This window comes from Streptomyces flaveolus (genome assembly GCF_000716535.1).
Lineage (GTDB): Bacteria > Actinomycetota > Actinomycetes > Streptomycetales > Streptomycetaceae > Streptomyces > Streptomyces flaveolus_A.
The window spans coordinates 100,355-118,041 of the sequence record NZ_JNWV01000016.1 but is presented as its reverse complement, the minus strand read 5'-3'; the positions used below and the strand labels follow the sequence as shown (position 1 = coordinate 118,041).

Genomic DNA, 17,687 nt, shown 5'->3' with positions numbered 1-17,687 from the left:
CGCTTCCCCCCTCGGGGGTTGTACGTGCCGGGCGTCACATGTGCGACAACCGGCGGTACCTCAAGTGCCGTCATGCGTCCCGCTCTTCCCTTATGTCCCATTTGAACGGGCGCCCCCACGCCCCGATCACGGCGTCCCCACGCCAGGATCATCACGTCCCCGGTCCCGCAAGGGTGACCGCAAAGACGCTCCCCGCCTTCCGTACGGTTGCGGAAGACGGGGAGAGAAATCCTCCGTCGTCGAGAGGGGTGGTTCAAGAGATTTGGACCATGCTCCCGGCCACAGTGCTTACACAGATCCTACAAAGTTCAACGGCTACGCGTGGCCGGAAAACTCCGCCGCGAGCAGCTCCGCGATCTGTGCGCAGTTCAGCGCGGCACCCTTGCGCAGGTTGTCGCCGCACACGAAGAGTTCCAGCGCGGTCGGGTCGTCCAGGGCCCGGCGCACCCGGCCCACCCAGGTCGGATCGGTGCCCACCACGTCGGCGGGGGTGGGGAACTCACCGGCGGCCGGGTCGTCGCACAGCACCACGCCCGGCGCCGTCGCGAGGATCTCGCGGGCGCCGTCGACGCCGACCTCCCGCTGGAAACGGGCGTGGACGGTCAGCGAGTGCGTGGTGATCACCGGCACCCGGACACAGGTCACGGCGACCGGCAGCGCCGGCAGGCCGAGGATCTTCCGGGACTCGTCGCGGACCTTCATCTCCTCCGACGACCAGCCGTCCTCCCGCAGCGACCCGGCCCACGGCACGACGTTCAGCGCGACCGGCTCCGGGAACGGCCCGGTGTCGTCCCCGACGGCCCGCCGCACGTCCCCGGGCTTGGTGCCCAGCTCGGTACCGGCCACCAGGGAGAGCTGGGCCCGCAGCGTCTCCACGCCGGCCCGCCCGGCCCCGCTCACCGCCTGGTACGACGACACCACCAGCTCGCGCAGCCCGAACTCGGCGTGCAGCGCGCCCAGGGCGACGATCATCGTCAGGGTCGTGCAGTTGGGGTTGGCGACGATCCCGCGCGGCCGGGACCGTACGGCGTGCGCGTTGATCTCGGGCACGACGAGCGGCACGTCCGGGTCCATGCGGAAGGCGCCGGAGTTGTCGACGACGACCGCGCCGCGCGCGGCGGCGACCGGCGCCCACTCGGCGGCGACCTCGTCCGGGACGTCGAACAGCGCGATGTCGACCCCGGCGAAGGCGTCCTCCGTCAGGGCCACCACCTCGACCTCCTCCCCGCGCACGGCCAGCTTGCGGCCGGCCGAGCGAGGGGAGGCGATCAGACGGATCTCGCCCCAGACGTCCGCGCGCTGGGACAGGATCTGGAGCATGACCGTGCCGACGGCTCCGGTCGCTCCCACGACCGCGAGCGTCGGCTTGCCGGTCATCGGCGCGTGTCCCGGCTCATCGGCCGGTGCCGCCGTAGACGACGGCCTCGTCGCTGTCGGAGTCCAGACCGAAGGCGGTGTGGACGGCACGGACGGCCTCCGGCACGTCGTCGGCGCGGGTGACCACCGAGATGCGGATCTCGGAGGTCGAGATCAGCTCGATGTTCACACCGGCGTCGCTGAGCGCCTCGAAGAACGCGGCGGTGACGCCCGGGTTGGTCTTCATACCGGCGCCGACCAGGGAGATCTTGCCGATCTGGTCGTCGTAGCGCAGGGAGTCGAAGCCGATGCCGGAGCGGTTCTTCTCCAGCGCGTCGATGGCCTTGCGGCCCTCGGTCTTCGGCAGGGTGAAGGAGATGTCCGTCAGGCCGGTGGACGCGGCGGACACGTTCTGCACGACCATGTCGATGTTGATCTCGGCATCGGCGATGGTCCGGAAGATCGCGGCGGCCTCACCCGGCTTGTCCGGCACGCCGACGACCGTGATCTTGGCCTCGGAGGTGTCGTGCGCGACACCGGAGATGATGGCCTGCTCCACCTTCTTGTCCCCAATCGGCTCACTGCTGACCCACGTGCCCTGGAGTCCGCTGAAGGACGACCGGACGTGGATCGGGATGTTGTAGCGGCGGGCGTACTCCACACAGCGGTGGAGCAGCACCTTGGAGCCGGAGGCCGCGAGCTCCAGCATGTCCTCGAAGGAGATCCAGTCGATCTTCTTCGCCTTCTTCACCACGCGCGGGTCGGCGGTGAACACGCCGTCGACGTCCGTGTAGATCTCGCAGACCTCGGCGTCGAGCGCGGCGGCGAGCGCCACGGCCGTCGTGTCGGACCCACCGCGCCCGAGGGTGGTGATGTCCTTCTTGTCCTGGCTGACGCCCTGGAAACCGGCGACGATGGCGATGTTGCCCTCGTCCAGCGCGGTGCGGATCCGGCCCGGCGTGACGTCGATGATCCGGGCTTTGTTGTGGACCGAGTCGGTGATGACGCCTGCCTGGCTGCCGGTGAAGGACTGGGCCTCGTGGCCCAGGTTTTTGATCGCCATCGCCAGCAGGGCCATGGAGATCCGCTCTCCGGCGGTCAGCAGCATGTCGAACTCCCGCCCGGCAGGCATGGGAGAGACCTGCTCGGCGAGATCGATCAGCTCGTCCGTCGTGTCGCCCATCGCGGAAACGACGACGACAACCTGGTTGCCGTTCTTCTTCGCTTCCACGATCCGCTTGGCGACGCGCTTGATGCCTTCGGCATCGGCTACGGAGGAGCCTCCGTACTTCTGCACGACAAGGCCCACGTGCGCTCCTCGCTCGGTTCGTTTGTGTCGGCTCAGTCTATCGAGCGTCCGAATTCCACCACCCTGCTCCCGCATGGTGAGACATCCGACCGCCCGGTCTCGACCCCTGCCCAGCGATCGGCGCACCACTCGGAAAGTGCCCTGGCTCACAGCGCGCCGGGCCCGGACACCTCCGGGCCGGCTACTGCCCCCGGCGGATTCCCAGGGGGGCGCCGATCTCCTCGGCCATGACGCGGCCCGCCTCGAACTCCAGGGTCTCGTCGCCCATGGCGGCCTGGTCGGTGTCGAGGCCGTCCAGTTCCTCCAGGGGCTGGTTGAGGCGGACGTGGATGAGGACGGACTGGAGGGCGCGCAGCACCGCGGAGGCCGTCGGGCCCCAGTTGGAGAAGTAGGAGAACTGCCACCACCACAGGGCCTCGGTGGTGCGGCCGGCGCGGTAGTGGACCATGCCGTGGCGGAGGTCGGCGATGATGTCGGCGAGGTCGTCGGAGATCCGGGCCGGCACCGGCGCCTTGCGGGGCTCGTAGGGGTCGAAGACCTCGGAGTAGACGTCGATCGGGTCCAGGAGCCGGGCGTAGTTCTCGCGCAGCTCGTCCACGTCCGGTTCGGGACCCGGGTCGGGCTCGTAGCGCTCCTCGGGGACGATGTCCTCGTGGGCGCCCAGCCGGCCGCCGGCCAGCAGGAGCTGGGAGACCTCAAGGAGGAGGAAGGGAACCGCCGATTCGGGCTCGTCGCCCTTCGCCACCTCCGTGACGGCCACCAGGAAGCTCTCGACCTGGTCCGCGATCTGGACCACGAAGTCGTCCGGGTTCTGCGTCGAGGCGTGCAGTGTGGCGTCAGACATCTAGGAGTCGTCTCCCCTCGAAGGCGCGGCCGAGGGTCACCTCGTCCGCGTATTCCAGGTCGCCACCCACCGGGAGGCCGCTGGCCAGGCGGGTGACCTTCAGGCCCATGGGCTTGATCATGCGGGCGAGGTAGGTCGCCGTCGCCTCGCCTTCCAGATTCGGGTCCGTGGCCAGGATCAGTTCCGTGACCGTCCCGTCGGCCAACCGCGCGAGAAGTTCCCGTATACGCAGGTCGTCGGGTCCCACGCCCTCGATCGGGCTGATCGCGCCGCCGAGCACGTGGTACCGCCCCCGGAACTCACGGGTGCGCTCGATCGCGACGACGTCCTTCGGCTCCTCCACCACACAGATGACGGAGGGGTCGCGGCGCGGGTCGCGGCAGATGCCGCACAGCTCCTCCTGCGCCACGTTGCCGCAGGTCGCGCAGAAGCGGACCTTCGCCTTCACCTCCAGGAGTGCCTGCGCGAGCCGCTTCACGTCCGTCGGCTCGGCCTGCAGGATGTGGAAGGCGATCCGCTGCGCGCTCTTGGGACCGACGCCGGGAAGCCGCCCCAGCTCGTCGATGAGGTCCTGGACCACGCCTTCGTACAACGGACTGCCCTTCCTGGAGACCTTTCGGTACGTACGGTAGTTGCCTCGCGCCTCCGCCCGGAAGGCGGAGGCGTCAGAACGGCAGGCCTGGGATACCGCTGCCGCCGCCCAGCCCCTGGGCCAGCGGGCCGAGCTTCTGCTGCTGGAGCGCCTGCGCGTTCTCGTTGGCCGCCTGGACGGCCGCCACGATGAGGTCGGCGAGGGTCTCGGTGTCCTCCGGGTCCACCGCCTTCGGGTCGATCTTGAGCGCCCGCAGCTCACCGGAGCCGGTGACGGTGGCCTTCACCAGACCGCCGCCCGCCTGCCCGTCGACCTCCGTGTTCGCCAGTTCCTCCTGGGCCCGCTGCAGGTCCTGCTGCATCTTCTGGGCCTGCTGGAGCAACTGCTGCATGTTGGGCTGGCCACCACCGGGGATCACGATCAGCTCCTCGCCGTCTTCTCCGACGTTTTTCTCCGTCGGGAATGAGCCTACGTGGTCCACGCGGCCACTGCTCCGCCACTCTTTCGAGTGAGAACAACGTGAGTCCTATACCTGATCAAGGCCCTCTTACGGGCGGAAAAGCCGGGAAAGCCCCCTCTCCGCCACCCGTTGGGCGGTAGGAAGGTGGCCGCGCGTCGGCAGGGAATGTCACGCAACGTGACCGGTCGTGATCAGTAGGGAGTGCCGGGTGGGTCAGCCGGAGATGCAGCCCGAGGGTCCGCCTCAGGACGGGCGGGGCGAGGGTGCGGCCGGGCTGCGGCCGGGCGATCTGACCGGGCGGGCCTTTCCGCTCGGGGACTGGGGCGAGCCCGCCGAGCGCCTGGACGAGCTGTACCGGTGGGTGGAGCGGCGGGCACTGGAGACGGCCGCCTGGTATCTGCGGGACCGGGTGTGGAAGCGGCGCGGGGCGCGCGTGCTGCGGGTCGGGGCGGCGGCCGGGGCCGTGGCCGGGGCGGCGCTGCCGCTGCTGGATCTGACGGGGGTGGCCGGCGGGGTGGCGCCCTGGGGCTGTCTGGCGCTGCTGCTCGCGGTGTCCTGCGTCGGCATCGACCGGTTCTTCGGGGTCACGTCCGGGTGGATAAGGGACGTGGCCACGGCCCAGGCGGTGCACCGGCGGCTCCAGGCGTTGCAGTTCGACTGGGCGTCGGAGTGCGTGCGGGAGGTGCTGGGGCCGGCGGAGGGCACGGCGAGCGAGGCGGCCGAGCGGTGCCTGTCGGTGCTGCGCCGGTTCTCGGAGGACGTCACGGAGCTGGTGCGCACGGAGACGACCGACTGGATGGTGGAGTTCCGCACGGGGTCCGCCCCGCTGGGCATCCAGACGGCGGTGGCGACGGTGCCCCGCCAGGAGACCGGGGGCCCGGGGGCCCGCTTCCCCCTCCCCCCGGCGAACGGGAGCCGCCCCAACATGCCCCGGCAACGGCCACCGGAGCCGCGGTGAGCACCCCGAAAGGGGCGCGGGGACCTACGCGATCAGCCGGAAGCTACGCGCACAGTTTCATCCCCTCCGGTGTCCAGCACGGCACGTGTCCATGGGTGCGGATGATGGACTGGCCGTTCCCCCGGGACAGGTACGTCAGGAAGCTGGAGGCGAGGGAGTCGGCGGGCGGGCTGCCGTAGGTGTAGGCGTACTCGATCTCCCGGTACGGATACCCGCTGCGCCCGTGCTCGATGGCGTCGACGGAGGGCGCGCCGCCGTCGAGGCTCAGCACGCGCACCCCCTTCGCCCGCAGCGCCAGGTTCAGCTCGCTGTAGCCGACGGCGCCGGGCAGTCCGGCCACCTTCGCCAGCACCTGGTCGGTGGAGTCCAGCTCACAGCGGGTCACCGGCGCCGACGGATAGTCCTTGTGGACGCAGTCGACGGACGAGTTCGCCATCTCGCCCCGTCCCAGCACCCGCCGCTGGAAGACCTGCCGGGTCCCGGAGTTGGCGTCCCGGCTGACCAGGTGGACCGGCAGCGACCGCCCGCCCAGCCGCGCCCAGTCGCGGATCCGCCCCTGGTACAGCCCGCGCACGTCCGCGGTGGACAGGTCGCGTACGCCCACGTCGTCGTTGACCACCAGCGCGAACACGGACAGCGCGACCCGGGTCTCGCGCAGCTCGGGCATGTCGCCGGGCTTGGGCCCGTCCGAGAAGGCGACGACCGCCGGCGCCCCCTTCCCCTGCGCCGCCGCCCCGGCCGCCGCCAGCTCCCGGATGCCGGCGGTGGACCCGTGGACGTCGACGGCGATGTCCGCGCCCTCGCAGTCCTCCTCGTACTCCTTCGCCACCTCCCGCAGCACCGGCGCGAAGGCCGTCGAGCCGATCACGGTCAGCCCGCCCTGCTCGCAGCCGACCGGCGGCGGGCTGTCGTCCCGGGCCACGACGATGCCGGCGAGGGTCATCACGCACACCGTGAGCATGATGGTGATGAGCCGGGAGGCACGGCTGAACAGGGGCGGCTTGTCGTCGGGGGTGGCGCTGCGGTTGGGGTGGACCTCGCCCTCCCGGATCCCGCCGATCAGCCGGATCCCCCGGCCCACGTCACCGCCGGACAGCAGCACCAGCAGCTTGAAGTGGTCGCCCTTGTTGAGCGGGACGCGCGGGATGCGCAGGGCGTTGCCCTCGTAGCCGAAGCCGCGCTCGGCGGTGAAGTGGTCCATCAGGTGGTCGGTGTCGGTGGGCTGGGTCACCGAGACGCCCCGGATGGTCCGGTCGGTGAAGACCGCGGTGAGCCCGTGCCGTTCGGGGCTGGTGTAGTCGTCGCGGTCGATGCCCTGCGAGCCGTCGTTCTCGACGCGCAGCAGGACGAGCGTGGCGTCCTCCATGCCGGGCGCTTCGAGGAAGAGCCCGAGCCGCCGGTTGACCCGCCCGGACCGCACGTCGTCGCCTATCGGGTTGTCCATCTGCACCCGGTAGCCGATCCTCTTGCGCCGCGGCACCCGGCGCTCGTACCAGACCATGCCCGCGGACGCGGCGATGCCCAGCACCGCGGTGCCGACGGCGACGACGTTCTCCGCGCTCAGCCACTCCATGTGGGTGCCCCCGCCACTCCCCGGAGCCGGATGATGGTGGAGTCACGGTACGCGCGCGAACGGGCCCCGTCGGGTCCGGTCCACGAACGTTCGCCCGACGTTCAACTACTTTGCGAGCAGCGCTCGTTGCCGGCCGTCACGGTCAGTCCTTGCTGTACGTCAGGCTCTCCCCGCCGCTCGCCTTCGCCCGCTTCAGCCGTCCGTCCGGCAGCAGGGTGACCTCGGTGGCCTCGCCCGGGGTGCAGGAGGAGGCGGGCTCGCCGGTGGTCACGGTGGACGGCCCGATCTCCAACGGCCCGTCCGCACCGGGCTGTTCGGCCAGCTCCGCCTCGAAGACGCAGTGGTACGACCCACCGCCCTCGGTCGGCCCGTCCGCGACCAGCGTCAGCACGGTGTCGCCCACCTCGCCCTGGCGGATGGTCAGTTCACGAGTGTTGGCACCGGCCGCGTTGTCGATGGTCGTCCGCCAGGTGCCCAGATAGGCGTCCGGCACCGCGCCGGCCGTGGAGGCGGAGGGGGACGGCTCCTCCGTTCCGGACGGGGACGGCGTGCCGGAGTCGTCCGGCGAGCCGGAGGTGACGGTGGGCGCCGGGCCGACCGTGCCGCCGCCCTTGTCATCGGTCCCGCCGCCGTTCCGCATCAGCGCGTACACCGAACCGCCCGCGCCCAGCGCGACGACCAGGGCGATCACGACGAGCAGCGCGGTGGACCGCCCGCTGCGCCGCTCGGGGTCCACCGGGACGCCGACGGTGGGCGGCCCGTACGGCGGGGTGGACCCGGGCGGCGGATACCCGTGGCCGACGGGCTGCGGGTGCGGCGGATGCGGTTGCGCGTAGGGCTGCTGCGGATACGGCTGCTGCGGGTACTGCTGCTGCGGATACGACGGCTGGGGCTGCGGCACGCCGTACGCCGGTCCGAACCCGGGGGCCGCGGGCGGCACGCCGGGCGGCGGAGGAGCCTGGGCGGAGACCACGGTGGGCAGGCGGTCGGTGCTTCCGGCGTCCCCGCCGTCGGAGACGGCGGCATGCTCGGGCTCCCCGCCCGGACCGGACGCCGGGCCCGCACCCCCCTCCGGATTCTCGACCTCCAGCAACCGCACCGCGTGCCGCCCGAGCTGCGCGACCAGCGAACTCGGCAGCCAAGGGTCCCGGGACCGCCCCTCGGCCACGGTGTCCTCCACCCCGGTCCGCTCCAGGATCGCGTCCAGCGAGGGCCGGGCTCCCGGCTCCTTGCGCAGGCAGTCCCGCACCAGGTCGGCGATCCCCTCCGGCACCCCGGTGAGGTCCGGCTCCTCCTGGGCGATCCGGAACATCAGCGCGTGCGCGCCGCTGTCGGCGTTGCCGAAGGGCAGCGTCCCGGTCGCCGCGTACGCCAGCACGGACCCGAGGCAGAACACGTCGCACGCCGGTGTGATCCGGTCGCCCCGCACCTGCTCGGGCGCCATGAACCCCGGCGACCCGACGAGCGCCCCGGCCCGGGTGAGCCCCTCACCGCCCGCGGTCGCCGTCTCCCGCGCGCGGGCGATCCCGAAGTCGATCACGCGGGGTCCGTCGATGGTCACGAGCACGTTGGACGGCTTGAGGTCCCGGTGCACGATCCCGGCCGCGTGGATGTCCTTCAGCGCGTGCGCGAGCCCCGCCGCGAGGATGCGTACCGACCGCTCGGGCAGCGCCCCGTGGTCGTGTCCGACGACCTGCTGGAGACTCGGCCCGGCCACGTACCCGGTCGCCACCCACGGCACGGCCGCCTCGGTGTCCGCGTCCAGCACGGGCGCGGTCCAGTACCCGCCGACCCGGCGCGCGGCCAGCACCTCCTGCCGGAACCGCGCCCGGAACTCCTCCTGCGCGGCAAGCTCCTCCCGGACGAGCTTCACCGCGACCGTCCGCCCCCGGTCCGACCGGGCCAGGTACACCTCGCCCATGCCGCCGGCGCCGAGCCGCGCCAGCAGCCGGTAGGCCCCGATCCTCCCCCAGCCTCCGGCCGGGGGTACCCCCAGCGGATCCCCAGCCCCCAGCTTCTCCATCCGCGTCCGCCTTCCCCCCATAGGTCTGCGACGACCGAGAATAGTGCGGTGGTACGACGAGGGCCCCCTCCCCCGGCGATCCACCGTCCATCCACCGCCGTCCATCGACCGTCGACAACCTGTCGCGCTTTCCCCCCGTCCACGGAACAGGACGCCGATAGGCCTTCCGCATCGCGGACATCTACGCTCGGCCGCATGACCCCTCAGCCCAGCCCCGAAGCCGGCGCCGCGGTGAAGGCCGCGGACCGTGCGCACGTCTTCCACTCCTGGTCGGCCCAGGACCTCATCGACCCGCTCGCCGTCGCCGGCGCCGAGGGGTCGTACTTCTGGGACTACGACGGCACGCGGTACCTGGACTTCACCAGCGGACTCGTCTTCACCAACATCGGCTACCAGCACCCGAAGGTCGTCGCGGCGATCCAGGAGCAGGCGGCGAAGCTGACGACGTTCGCGCCCGCGTTCGCCGTCGAGGCCCGCTCGGAGGCGGCCCGGCTGATCGCCGAACGCACCCCCGGCGACCTGGACAAGATCTTCTTCACCAACGGCGGCGCCGACGCCGTCGAGCACGCGGTGCGCATGGCCCGGCTGCACACGGGCCGCCCGAAGGTGCTCTCGGCCTACCGCTCGTACCACGGCGGCACCCAGCAGGCCATCAACATCACCGGTGACCCGCGCCGCTGGGCCTCCGACGGCGCCGCCGCCGGCGTCGTCCACTTCTGGGCGCCGTTCCTGTACCGCTCCCGCTTCTACGCCGAGACCGAGGAGCAGGAGTGCGCCCGGGCGCTGGAGCACCTGGAGACGACGATCGCCTTCGAGGGCCCGGCGACCATCGCGGCGATCGTCCTGGAGACCATCCCGGGCACCGCCGGCATCATGGTGCCGCCGCCCGGCTACCTGGCCGGGGTGCGCGAGCTGTGCGACAAGTACGGCATCGTCTTCGTCCTGGACGAGGTCATGGCCGGCTTCGGCCGGACCGGCGAGTGGTTCGCGGCGGACCTGTTCGACGTGACCCCGGACCTGATGACCTTCGCCAAGGGCGTGAACTCCGGTTACGTCCCGCTCGGCGGTGTGGCCGTCTCGCAGGAGATCGCGGAGACCTTCGGCAAGCGCCCCTACCCCGGCGGCCTCACCTACTCCGGCCACCCGCTGGCCTGCGCCGCCGCCGTCGCCACGATCAACGTGATGGCGGAGGAGGGCGTCGTGGAGAACGCCAAGCGGCTCGGCGAGACCGTCGTCGGACCCGGCCTCGCCGAGCTGGCGAAGCGGCACCCGAGCGTCGGCGAGGTGCGCGGTGTCGGCATGTTCTGGGCGCTGGACCTGGTGAGGAACCGGGAGACCCGCGAGCCGCTGGTGCCGTACAACGCGGCCGGTGAGGCAAACGCCCCCATGGCCGCGTTCACGGCCGCCGCCAAGCGGCACGGCCTGTGGCCCTTCGTGAACATGAACCGCACCCACGTCGTCCCGCCGTGCAACGCGAGCGAGGCCGAGCTGAAGGAGGGCCTGGCCGCGCTCGACGCCGCGTTGAGCGTCGCCGACGAACACACCGTGTGACCGTACCGTGCCTGCCGCCGGGCGGGTCCGAACGCGTAAGGTGACGTGCTCGTAAGCAACAGCGACCCGCGTAGATCGCGAGTCCGTACGAGTACGTCACCCGGACGCGTGAGGAGAGGCACGGACATGCCCGGCAACGGCACCGTGACGCGCAGCACCCTGCGCCAGCAGATCGCGGACGCGCTCCGCGACGAGGTGCTGGCGGGCCGGCTGCGCCCCGGCCGGGCGTTCACCGTGAAGGAGATAGCCGACCAGTACGGCGTCTCCGCCACCCCCGTCCGCGAGGCGCTGGTCGACCTGTCCGCGCAGGGCATCCTGGAGGCCGACCAGCACCGCGGCTTCCGCGTGCCCGAGTACTCGGTCACCGACTACCGGAACATGATCGAGGCGCGCAGCCTGGTCACCGACGGCATGTTCCAGGCCCTCACCGCCGGCCACCCCGCCTTCCGCACCCCGCCCGAGGACCCCCGCACGGCCGCCGCCCTGGCCACCGTGCGCCGCCGCGGCGAGGAGGCCCAGCGGGCCGCGAGCGCCGGCGACCTCACGGTCCTCATCGGCTACGACCTCCGCTTCTGGCGCGAACTGAGCGTCCTCTTCGGCAACCCCTACCTCGGCGACTTCCTGCACCGCCTCCGTGTGCAGTCCTGGGTCTGCGTGGTGCAGCACCTGCTGCGCCTGCCCGACCTGCGCGGCCGGCTCTGGTCCGGGCACACCGAGCTGGTCGACGCGCTCGCCCGGCGCGAGGCCGAGACGGCCCGCGCGATCGTGGCCGCCTCGAACGCCGACTCGCTGGCTCTGCTGGAACACCTGACCAACGGGTAAGTGACCGGTACGGCCCGTCCTGTGCGTACGAGGGGAGCCGCCCCGGGTCCGTACCGACTACCCTTCCCTGACCACCTGCTGCCGTGCGTGACCGCGCGCCTGCCGATGTAGGAGCCCTCTTTTGGCCTGTGACCTGTGGCTGGTACCGCTCGTGGACGTGTTGTGCCACACCCCGGACAACCCCTTCGCCGAGGAACTCGCGCAGTACAACAAGGCTCTCGCCGAGGCCGGCCTGCCGCCGGTGCCGGTGTACCAGTACATGCCGGGCCTGTCCGGCGACGTCGCCCCGGTCGCCGGTTTCGACTACGACGCGCTGCACTTCCTGCGCCGCGCCTACCTGCTCCAGGTCTGCGGCCTGCCGGTGACCCCGGTGGACGAACTCGGCGGCGACTACGAGCAGTTGCTGGAGATGTTCGAGTCGACCGCCCAGCAGTCGCACCTGGTCTGGCACTACGACCACGCGGGCGCGTACGTCCCCGTGGACTTCCCGCACCCGCTGTCGAACGACGAACTGCTCGCGGGCGGCGGCCCGTTGGGCTCGTCGCAGACGCTGCTGCGGGAACTCCAGCTCGTCGCCCCGACCATCGGCATCGACCCGGCGAACCCCCCGGCGCCCCCCGCCGCGCCCACGGCCCCCACGGAGCTGGAGGAACCGGCCGTTCCGGCCCCCTACGACCCCAGCCCCTTCGCCCGCGAACGCCACGTCTGGCTGGGCCTGCACGCGGCGGCGACCCGCTCACTGGCACAGGGCTCGATGATCGTGTTCAGCTGACGTCCGACGCCGGGGGCGGGAAGGCCGGCCCGGGTCACCGCACCGGCCGTCCCGTCAGATCCCCGGGTCCTCGGAAAGCCCCGCTCAGAGGAACGAGTTGATCTCGATCGTCTCGTCGCGGCCCGGGCCCACGCCGATCGCGGAGATCGGCGCGCCGGACATCTCCTCCAGCGCCTTGACGTAGTTCTGGGCGTTCTTCGGGAGGTCGGAGAAGGACTTCGCCTTGCTGATGTCCTCGCTCCAGCCCGGCAGCATCTCGTAGACCGGCTTCGCGTGGTGGAAGTCGGTCTGGGAGTACGGCAGTTCCTCGACGCGCTTGCCGTCGATCTCGTAGGCCACGCAGACCGGGATCTGCTCCCAGCCGGTGAGGACGTCCAGCTTGGTGAGGAAGAAGTCGGTCAGGCCGTTGACGCGGGTCGCGTAGCGGGCGATGACCGCGTCGAACCAGCCGCAGCGGCGGTCACGGCCGGTGGTGACACCGCGCTCGCCGCCGATGCGGCGCAGGGCCTCGCCGTCCTCGTCGAACAGCTCGGTCGGGAACGGGCCCGCGCCGACGCGGGTCGTGTAGGCCTTGAGGATGCCGATGACCCGGCTGATCTTCGTCGGGCCCACGCCGGCACCGGTGCAGGCGCCGCCGGCCGTCGGGTTCGACGAGGTCACGAAGGGGTACGTGCCGTGGTCGATGTCCAGCAGCGTGCCCTGGCCGCCCTCGAAGAGGACGACCTTGTCGTCCTCCAGGGCCTGGTTGAGGACCAGGACCGTGTCGGCGACGTACGGCTCGATCTTCTCCGCGTAGCCCAGCAGCTCCTCCACCACCTGGCTCACGGCGATCGCGCGCCGGTTGTAGAGCTTGGTGAGGATCTGGTTCTTGACGTCGAGGGCCGCCTCGACCTTCTGGGTCAGGATCGACTCGTCGTAGAGGTCCTGGACCCGGATGCCCACGCGGTTGATCTTGTCGGCGTAGGTCGGGCCGATGCCGCGCCCGGTCGTACCGATCTTGCGCTTGCCGAGGAAGCGTTCCGTCACCTTGTCGACGGTCACGTTGTACGGCGTGATGATGTGCGCGTTACCGCTGATCAGGAGCTTTGACGTGTCGACGCCACGCTCGTTCAGACCGCTCAGCTCGGAGAGCAGGACCGACGGGTCGACGACGACACCGTTACCGATGACCGGCGTACAGCCGGGCGACAGGATTCCGGAAGGGAGGAGGTGGAGCGCGTACTTCTGGTCGCCCACGACGACCGTGTGGCCGGCGTTGTTGCCACCCTGGTAACGCACCACATAATCGACGGAGCCACCGAGCAGGTCCGTCGCCTTTCCCTTGCCTTCGTCACCCCACTGAGCACCGAGCAGCACAAGTGCGGGCACGCGCGTACACCCCTTCCGGGCGGGGCATGTCCAAGGTCGGGAGCTTGGGCGTAAGGTTCACCGCCGCGTACCACCGCGACCGCCGTTGGTCGCACAACCGTCGGACCGGATGCCCCGGAATAGACGAAGCCCCTGGCGCAATAGCGCAAGGGGCTCTTGCACAAAGATGCTACCCGAGGAAGCGAGGCAGGACCGAGGTGGCGACTTTCGCGACGTCCGATCAGCTGCTGGTGATCATCGATCCGGCGGCACGGCATGCGGACGGAGAGTCCGTACGGATCGCGAAAGACGTGCTCAGCGCGGGTGCGGCGACGAAGGTGTGCCTGCCGGACGGGCCGGAGGAATTCGCCCGCGCGCTCGGCCGAAGGGGGTCCCGGCGGCCGGTCGTGATCGGTGACGACCGGGCGCTGGTGCGGGCCGTCACCCTGCTGCACCGGCAGCGGGAGCTGGCCGGATGCGCGCTGTCGGTGGTGCCGGTGGGGGCCGCGACGCTCGCCGAGTCGCTCGGGGTGCCCGGCGGGACGGTGGCGGCGGCGCGGGCGGTCCTGGACGGCGCCGAACGGCGGCTGGACCTGCTCGTGGACGACAGCGACGGGGTCGTGCTGGGCGCGCTGGGCATCCCGCCGACGCGGCCGGCTCCCGCCGAGCCGGTCCCGCTCGCCCCGGACCGGCCCTGGTACCGCTCGCTGGTCCGCACCCTCGCGCCCCGCCCCGCCCGCCTGTCCGCCGTACCGTCCCCGCGCGTGACCCGGCTGCGGGTGGAGGTGGACGGGGAGACGGTGGTCGACCTGGACCAGCCGGTGGAGGCGGTGTCGGTGACACCGGGCCGGACCGGGACGGCCTCGGTGGAGGTGCGGCCCCTGTCGGTGGGCGCGGAGGCCACCCCGCTGCTGGCCTCCGGCCACACGGTGACGGTCACGGGAGCGGACTTCCGCTACCGGGCGGACGCGGCGGTCTCGGGCCCGGTACGGAGACGGACGTGGCGGGTGATGCAGGGCGCGTGGGCGCTCACGCTGCCCCGTACTTCTTCTCCCGGTACACCCGCCAGCGTTCCATCATCCCCGCCACGTCCCGCTCGATGAACTCGAAGAAGTCCAGCGTCTCCGCGAGCCGGCGCCCCGCCGGGGTGTCGGCGCCGAGGCTCGTGACGCCCTCCCGCAGGGCGTCCTCCCAGCGCTTGATGATCGCCTCGCGGCTGGTCAGCGCCTCGTACCACTGGTCGCTGTGCACCCGGTACCGCTCCCGTCGGGAGCCGGGCTCCCGCTCGCGTGACACCAGGTGGACCTGGGCGAGGTAGCGCACGGCACCGGAGACGGCCGCCGGGCTGATCATCAACTGGTCGCCCAGCTCGGCGGAGGTCAGGCTGCCGGTGTCCGAGGCGAGCAGCGCGGCGAGGACGCGGGCCGGCATGCGCGGCACGCCCGCCTCGACGAGCTGGGCCGCGAAGTGCTCCACGAACCGTGAGACCGCCTCCGGGTCCCGCGTTGTCGGCTCCGTCATGCCCTCAGCCTATCCGGCGTTCACCTGATTCCTTAACTTCACAAATTTCTGAAAGAAGCGTACGTTCGGTGGCATGACCAAGGCAATCACGGTCTCCGGGCTGCACAAGTCCTTCGGCCGTACGCATGCGCTGGACGGCCTCGACCTGGACGTCGAGGCGGGCGAGGTCCACGGCTTCCTCGGCCCGAACGGCGCCGGCAAGTCCACCACGATCCGCGTACTGCTCGGCCTGCTGCGCGCCGACTCGGGCGCCGCGCAGGTGCTGGGCCGCGACCCCTGGCGGGACGCGGTGGAGGTGCACCGCCGCATCGCCTACGTGCCCGGTGACGTCACCCTGTGGCGCAACCTCTCCGGCGGCGAGGTCATCGACCTCTACGGCCGGCTGCGCGGGGGACTCGACCCGCGCCGGCGCGCCGAACTGCTCGACCGCTTCGAGCTGGACCCGGCCAAGAAGGGCCGGACGTACTCCAAGGGCAACCGGCAGAAGGTCGCGCTCGTCGCCGCCTTCGCCTCCGACGCCGACCTGCTGATCCTGGACGAGCCGACCTCGGGCCTGGACCCGCTGATGGAGGAGGTCTTCCGGCGCTGCGTCGAGGAGGAGCGCGAACGCGGCCGTACCGTCCTGCTCTCCTCCCACATCCTCGGCGAGGTGGAGCGGCTGTGCGACCGGGTCAGCATCGTCCGCAAGGGCCGCACGGTGGAGAGCGGCACGCTGGCCGACCTGCGCCACCTGACCCGGACCAGCGTGACCGCCGAACTCGCCGGGCCGCCGAACGGGCTGGCGCGGCTCCCCGGCGTCCACGACCTCGACGTCCAGGGCCGGCGCGTGCGCCTCCAGGTCGACACCGACCGGCTGGACGCCGTCCTGCGCCAGCTCACCGAGTCCGGCGTGCGGTCGCTGACCTCGACACCGCCCACGCTGGAGGAACTGTTCCTGCGCCACTACCAGGACGCCGGGACGGACGGAGTGCCGGCATGACCGCGCTCGTCGGCACCGGCACGCTGCTGCGCTTCTCGCTGCGCCGCGACCGCGCCCTGCTCCCGGCCTGGATCGCGGTGAACGCGCTGATGGTCCTGTCCATGCCGAAGTCGCTGAACAGCCTCTACGGCACCGAGGCCCAACGCGCCGACCTGCTGCGGCAGATGAGCACCAACAGTTCGCTGCGCGCGCTCGTCGGACCGGTCTTCGACGACTCGCTCGGCGCCCTGACCGCCTGGCGCGTCGGCGTCTACGCGGGCGCCCTCGCGGCCGTGATGAGCCTTCTCGTGGTCGTCCGCCACACCCGGGACGAGGAGGAGACCGGCCGCCAGGAGCTGCTGTCCTCGGGCGCGGTGGGCCGCCGGGCCCCGCTGACCGCCGCCCTGCTGACGGCGGGGGCCGCGAACGCGCTGCTGGCCCTGCTGATCACCGCCGGACTGTCCGCGCAGGGCACCACGGGCGCGCTGGCCTTCGGGCTCGGCGTGGCGGGCACCGGCCTGCTGTTCGCGACGACGGCGGCGATCACCGCCCAGCTCACGGAGAGCGCCCGCCTGGCCCGGGGCCTGACGGCGGCGGTGCTCGGGGCGGCGTTCGTGCTGCGGGCGGCGGGCGACTCGGTGTCGGACGACGGTTCGTCGGCGCTGACGTGGCTGTCCCCGCTCGGCTGGCTGGAGAACGTGCGCCCGTACGCGGACGAACGCTGGTGGGTGCTGGGGCTGTTCGCGGCGGCCGTCGTCGTCCAGGGCACGCTGGCCTACGTCCTCACCGGGCGCCGGGACATCGGCATGAGCTTCCTGCCCACCCGGCCCGGACGGGCCACCGGCCGCCTCGGCACGGCGGGCGCGCTGGCCTGGCGGCTGCAACGCGGCAGCGTGCTCGGCTGGTCGGCGGGCTTCTTCCTCGCCGGAGTGGTCTACGGCGGTCTGACGGACGGCGCGGCCGACCTGGTCCGCGACAACGCGGGCGCGCGGCGGATCTTCGAGCGGATGGGCGGGCACAGCGGGATCACGGACGCGTTCCTCGCCTCCATGACCGGCATGCTCGGCATGGTCGCGACGCTGTACATCGTCGCCTCCGTGCTGCGCCTGCACGGCGAGGAGACCTCGGGCCGCGCGGAACCGGTACTGGCGTGCGCGGTGAGCCGCCTGCGGTGGGCCGCGAGCCACCTGACGATCGCCTACGGCGGCTCGGCCCTGCTCATGCTCCTGGCCGGCGCGGGCTTCACCCTCGGCTACGGCGAACAGCCGGGCCCCCTCCTGGCGGCCTGCCTCGTCCAGCTCCCCGCGATCTGGCTGACCGGCGCCGTGGCCCTGCTCCTCTACGCCCTGACCCCCCGCCTGGCCCCGGCCGCCTGGGCCGTGGCCGTGGCACTCCTGCTCCTCGGCTGGGTGGGCCCGGCCCTGAACGCCCCCCAGTCCGTCCTCGACCTCTCCCCCTTCACCCACCTCCCGAAGCTGCCGGGCGGGGAGATGCGGTGGGGCCCGGTCCTGACCCTGCTCGGCGCGGCCGCGCTGCTGACGGGGGCGGGACTGACCGGGGTGCGACGGAGGGACATGACGGCCTGAGGCAGGGCGCAGGCG

The 17,687-nt window shown here is 71.9% G+C and carries 16 protein-coding genes; 7 read left to right on the top strand and 9 right to left on the bottom strand.

Annotated features, from left to right (window positions below; genetic code table 11):
• Positions 1-315: 315 nt before the first annotated feature.
• The 5 genes from OO52_RS18220 to OO52_RS18200 form a co-directional block, all read right to left on the bottom strand.
• Positions 316-1,377, bottom strand: a complete 1,062-nt coding sequence (locus OO52_RS18220) for an aspartate-semialdehyde dehydrogenase (RefSeq protein WP_030648353.1) — start codon at positions 1,375-1,377, stop codon at positions 316-318.
• Positions 1,378-1,393: 16 nt separating this feature from the next.
• Positions 1,394-2,665 carry an aspartate kinase gene (locus tag OO52_RS18215; protein WP_030342449.1) on the bottom strand — a complete coding sequence of 424 codons (1,272 nt, stop codon included), beginning with the start codon at positions 2,663-2,665 and terminating at the stop codon, positions 1,394-1,396.
• Between the two features lie 181 nt (positions 2,666-2,846).
• The gene (locus OO52_RS18210) at positions 2,847-3,509 is read right to left on the bottom strand and encodes a DUF5063 domain-containing protein (RefSeq protein WP_030648350.1); all 663 of its coding nucleotides are present in this window, start codon (positions 3,507-3,509) and stop codon (positions 2,847-2,849) included.
• Complete coding sequence (recR, locus tag OO52_RS18205; protein ID WP_030342446.1) at positions 3,502-4,101, bottom strand: recombination mediator RecR; 600 nt, start codon at positions 4,099-4,101, stop codon at positions 3,502-3,504. Before recR ends, OO52_RS18210 begins: the two co-directional genes overlap by 8 nt.
• 73 nt (positions 4,102-4,174) lie before the next feature.
• The gene (locus tag OO52_RS18200; protein WP_030648347.1) at positions 4,175-4,519 is read right to left on the bottom strand and encodes a YbaB/EbfC family nucleoid-associated protein; all 345 of its coding nucleotides are present in this window, start codon (positions 4,517-4,519) and stop codon (positions 4,175-4,177) included.
• A gap of 250 nt (positions 4,520-4,769) precedes the next feature.
• Here OO52_RS18200 and OO52_RS18195 point away from each other — a divergent pair, with 250 nt between their 5' ends.
• Positions 4,770-5,519, top strand: a complete 750-nt coding sequence (locus OO52_RS18195; protein ID WP_030648344.1) for an SLATT domain-containing protein — start codon at positions 4,770-4,772, stop codon at positions 5,517-5,519.
• 43 nt (positions 5,520-5,562) lie between these two features.
• Here the strand turns inward: OO52_RS18195 and OO52_RS18190 are convergent, their stop codons facing one another.
• Together OO52_RS18190 and OO52_RS18185 are read right to left on the bottom strand one after the other, a co-directional pair.
• Positions 5,563-7,092 (bottom strand): substrate-binding domain-containing protein, encoded by a 1,530-nt coding sequence (locus OO52_RS18190; protein WP_030648341.1) that lies wholly within the window; start codon positions 7,090-7,092, stop codon positions 5,563-5,565.
• Positions 7,093-7,234: 142 nt separating this feature from the next.
• Positions 7,235-9,115 (bottom strand): serine/threonine-protein kinase, encoded by a 1,881-nt coding sequence (locus OO52_RS18185; RefSeq protein WP_030648338.1) that lies wholly within the window; start codon positions 9,113-9,115, stop codon positions 7,235-7,237.
• A 195-nt stretch (positions 9,116-9,310) separates the two neighbouring features.
• On the opposite strand from OO52_RS18185, the gene OO52_RS18180 reads away from it, so the two are divergent.
• From OO52_RS18180 to OO52_RS18170, 3 genes are all read left to right on the top strand, one after another.
• Entirely contained in the window at positions 9,311-10,666 is a 1,356-nt protein-coding gene (locus tag OO52_RS18180; protein ID WP_030648335.1) for an aspartate aminotransferase family protein, read from the top strand.
• A gap of 126 nt (positions 10,667-10,792) precedes the next feature.
• Entirely contained in the window at positions 10,793-11,488 is a 696-nt protein-coding gene (locus OO52_RS18175; protein ID WP_030648332.1) for a GntR family transcriptional regulator, read from the top strand.
• A 121-nt stretch (positions 11,489-11,609) separates the two neighbouring features.
• Positions 11,610-12,260 carry a hypothetical protein gene (locus OO52_RS18170; RefSeq protein ID WP_030648329.1) on the top strand — a complete coding sequence of 217 codons (651 nt, stop codon included), beginning with the start codon at positions 11,610-11,612 and terminating at the stop codon, positions 12,258-12,260.
• Positions 12,261-12,344: 84 nt separating this feature from the next.
• Here OO52_RS18170 and OO52_RS18165 read toward each other — a convergent pair whose 3' ends face one another.
• Complete coding sequence (locus OO52_RS18165; protein WP_030648326.1) at positions 12,345-13,628, bottom strand: adenylosuccinate synthase; 1,284 nt, start codon at positions 13,626-13,628, stop codon at positions 12,345-12,347.
• A gap of 197 nt (positions 13,629-13,825) precedes the next feature.
• Between OO52_RS18165 and OO52_RS18160 the strand changes: the two genes are divergently transcribed.
• Positions 13,826-14,710 (top strand): hypothetical protein, encoded by an 885-nt coding sequence (locus tag OO52_RS18160; RefSeq protein ID WP_051818678.1) that lies wholly within the window; start codon positions 13,826-13,828, stop codon positions 14,708-14,710.
• On the opposite strand, the gene OO52_RS18155 is transcribed toward OO52_RS18160, so the two are convergent.
• Entirely contained in the window at positions 14,637-15,128 is a 492-nt protein-coding gene (locus tag OO52_RS18155) for a GbsR/MarR family transcriptional regulator (RefSeq protein ID WP_030648322.1), read from the bottom strand. The genes OO52_RS18160 and OO52_RS18155 overlap by 74 nt on opposite strands.
• A gap of 73 nt (positions 15,129-15,201) precedes the next feature.
• Here OO52_RS18155 and OO52_RS18150 point away from each other — a divergent pair, with 73 nt between their 5' ends.
• Together OO52_RS18150 and OO52_RS18145 are read left to right on the top strand one after the other, a co-directional pair.
• Complete coding sequence (locus tag OO52_RS18150) at positions 15,202-16,107, top strand: ABC transporter ATP-binding protein (protein ID WP_030648319.1); 906 nt, start codon at positions 15,202-15,204, stop codon at positions 16,105-16,107.
• Positions 16,104-17,672 (top strand): ABC transporter permease, encoded by a 1,569-nt coding sequence (locus OO52_RS18145; protein WP_030648315.1) that lies wholly within the window; start codon positions 16,104-16,106, stop codon positions 17,670-17,672. Before OO52_RS18150 ends, OO52_RS18145 begins: the two co-directional genes overlap by 4 nt.
• The last annotated feature ends 15 nt before the right edge of the window (positions 17,673-17,687 follow it).

Excerpts from the sequence above, each read along its gene's own strand:
- OO52_RS18145 (WP_030648315.1), top strand. The coding sequence starts at position 16,104 with ATGACCGCGCTCGTCGGCACCGGCACGCTGCTGCGCTTCTCGCTGCGC.
- OO52_RS18210 (WP_030648350.1), bottom strand. The coding sequence starts at position 3,509 with ATGTCTGACGCCACACTGCACGCCTCGACGCAGAACCCGGACGACTTC.
- OO52_RS18190 (WP_030648341.1), bottom strand. The coding sequence starts at position 7,092 with ATGGAGTGGCTGAGCGCGGAGAACGTCGTCGCCGTCGGCACCGCGGTG.
- OO52_RS18155 (WP_030648322.1), bottom strand. The coding sequence starts at position 15,128 with ATGACGGAGCCGACAACGCGGGACCCGGAGGCGGTCTCACGGTTCGTG.
- OO52_RS18185 (WP_030648338.1), bottom strand. The coding sequence starts at position 9,115 with ATGGAGAAGCTGGGGGCTGGGGATCCGCTGGGGGTACCCCCGGCCGGA.
- OO52_RS18150 (WP_030648319.1), top strand. The coding sequence starts at position 15,202 with ATGACCAAGGCAATCACGGTCTCCGGGCTGCACAAGTCCTTCGGCCGT.
- OO52_RS18180 (WP_030648335.1), top strand. The coding sequence starts at position 9,311 with ATGACCCCTCAGCCCAGCCCCGAAGCCGGCGCCGCGGTGAAGGCCGCG.
- OO52_RS18175 (WP_030648332.1), top strand. The coding sequence starts at position 10,793 with ATGCCCGGCAACGGCACCGTGACGCGCAGCACCCTGCGCCAGCAGATC.
- OO52_RS18220 (WP_030648353.1), bottom strand. The coding sequence starts at position 1,377 with ATGACCGGCAAGCCGACGCTCGCGGTCGTGGGAGCGACCGGAGCCGTC.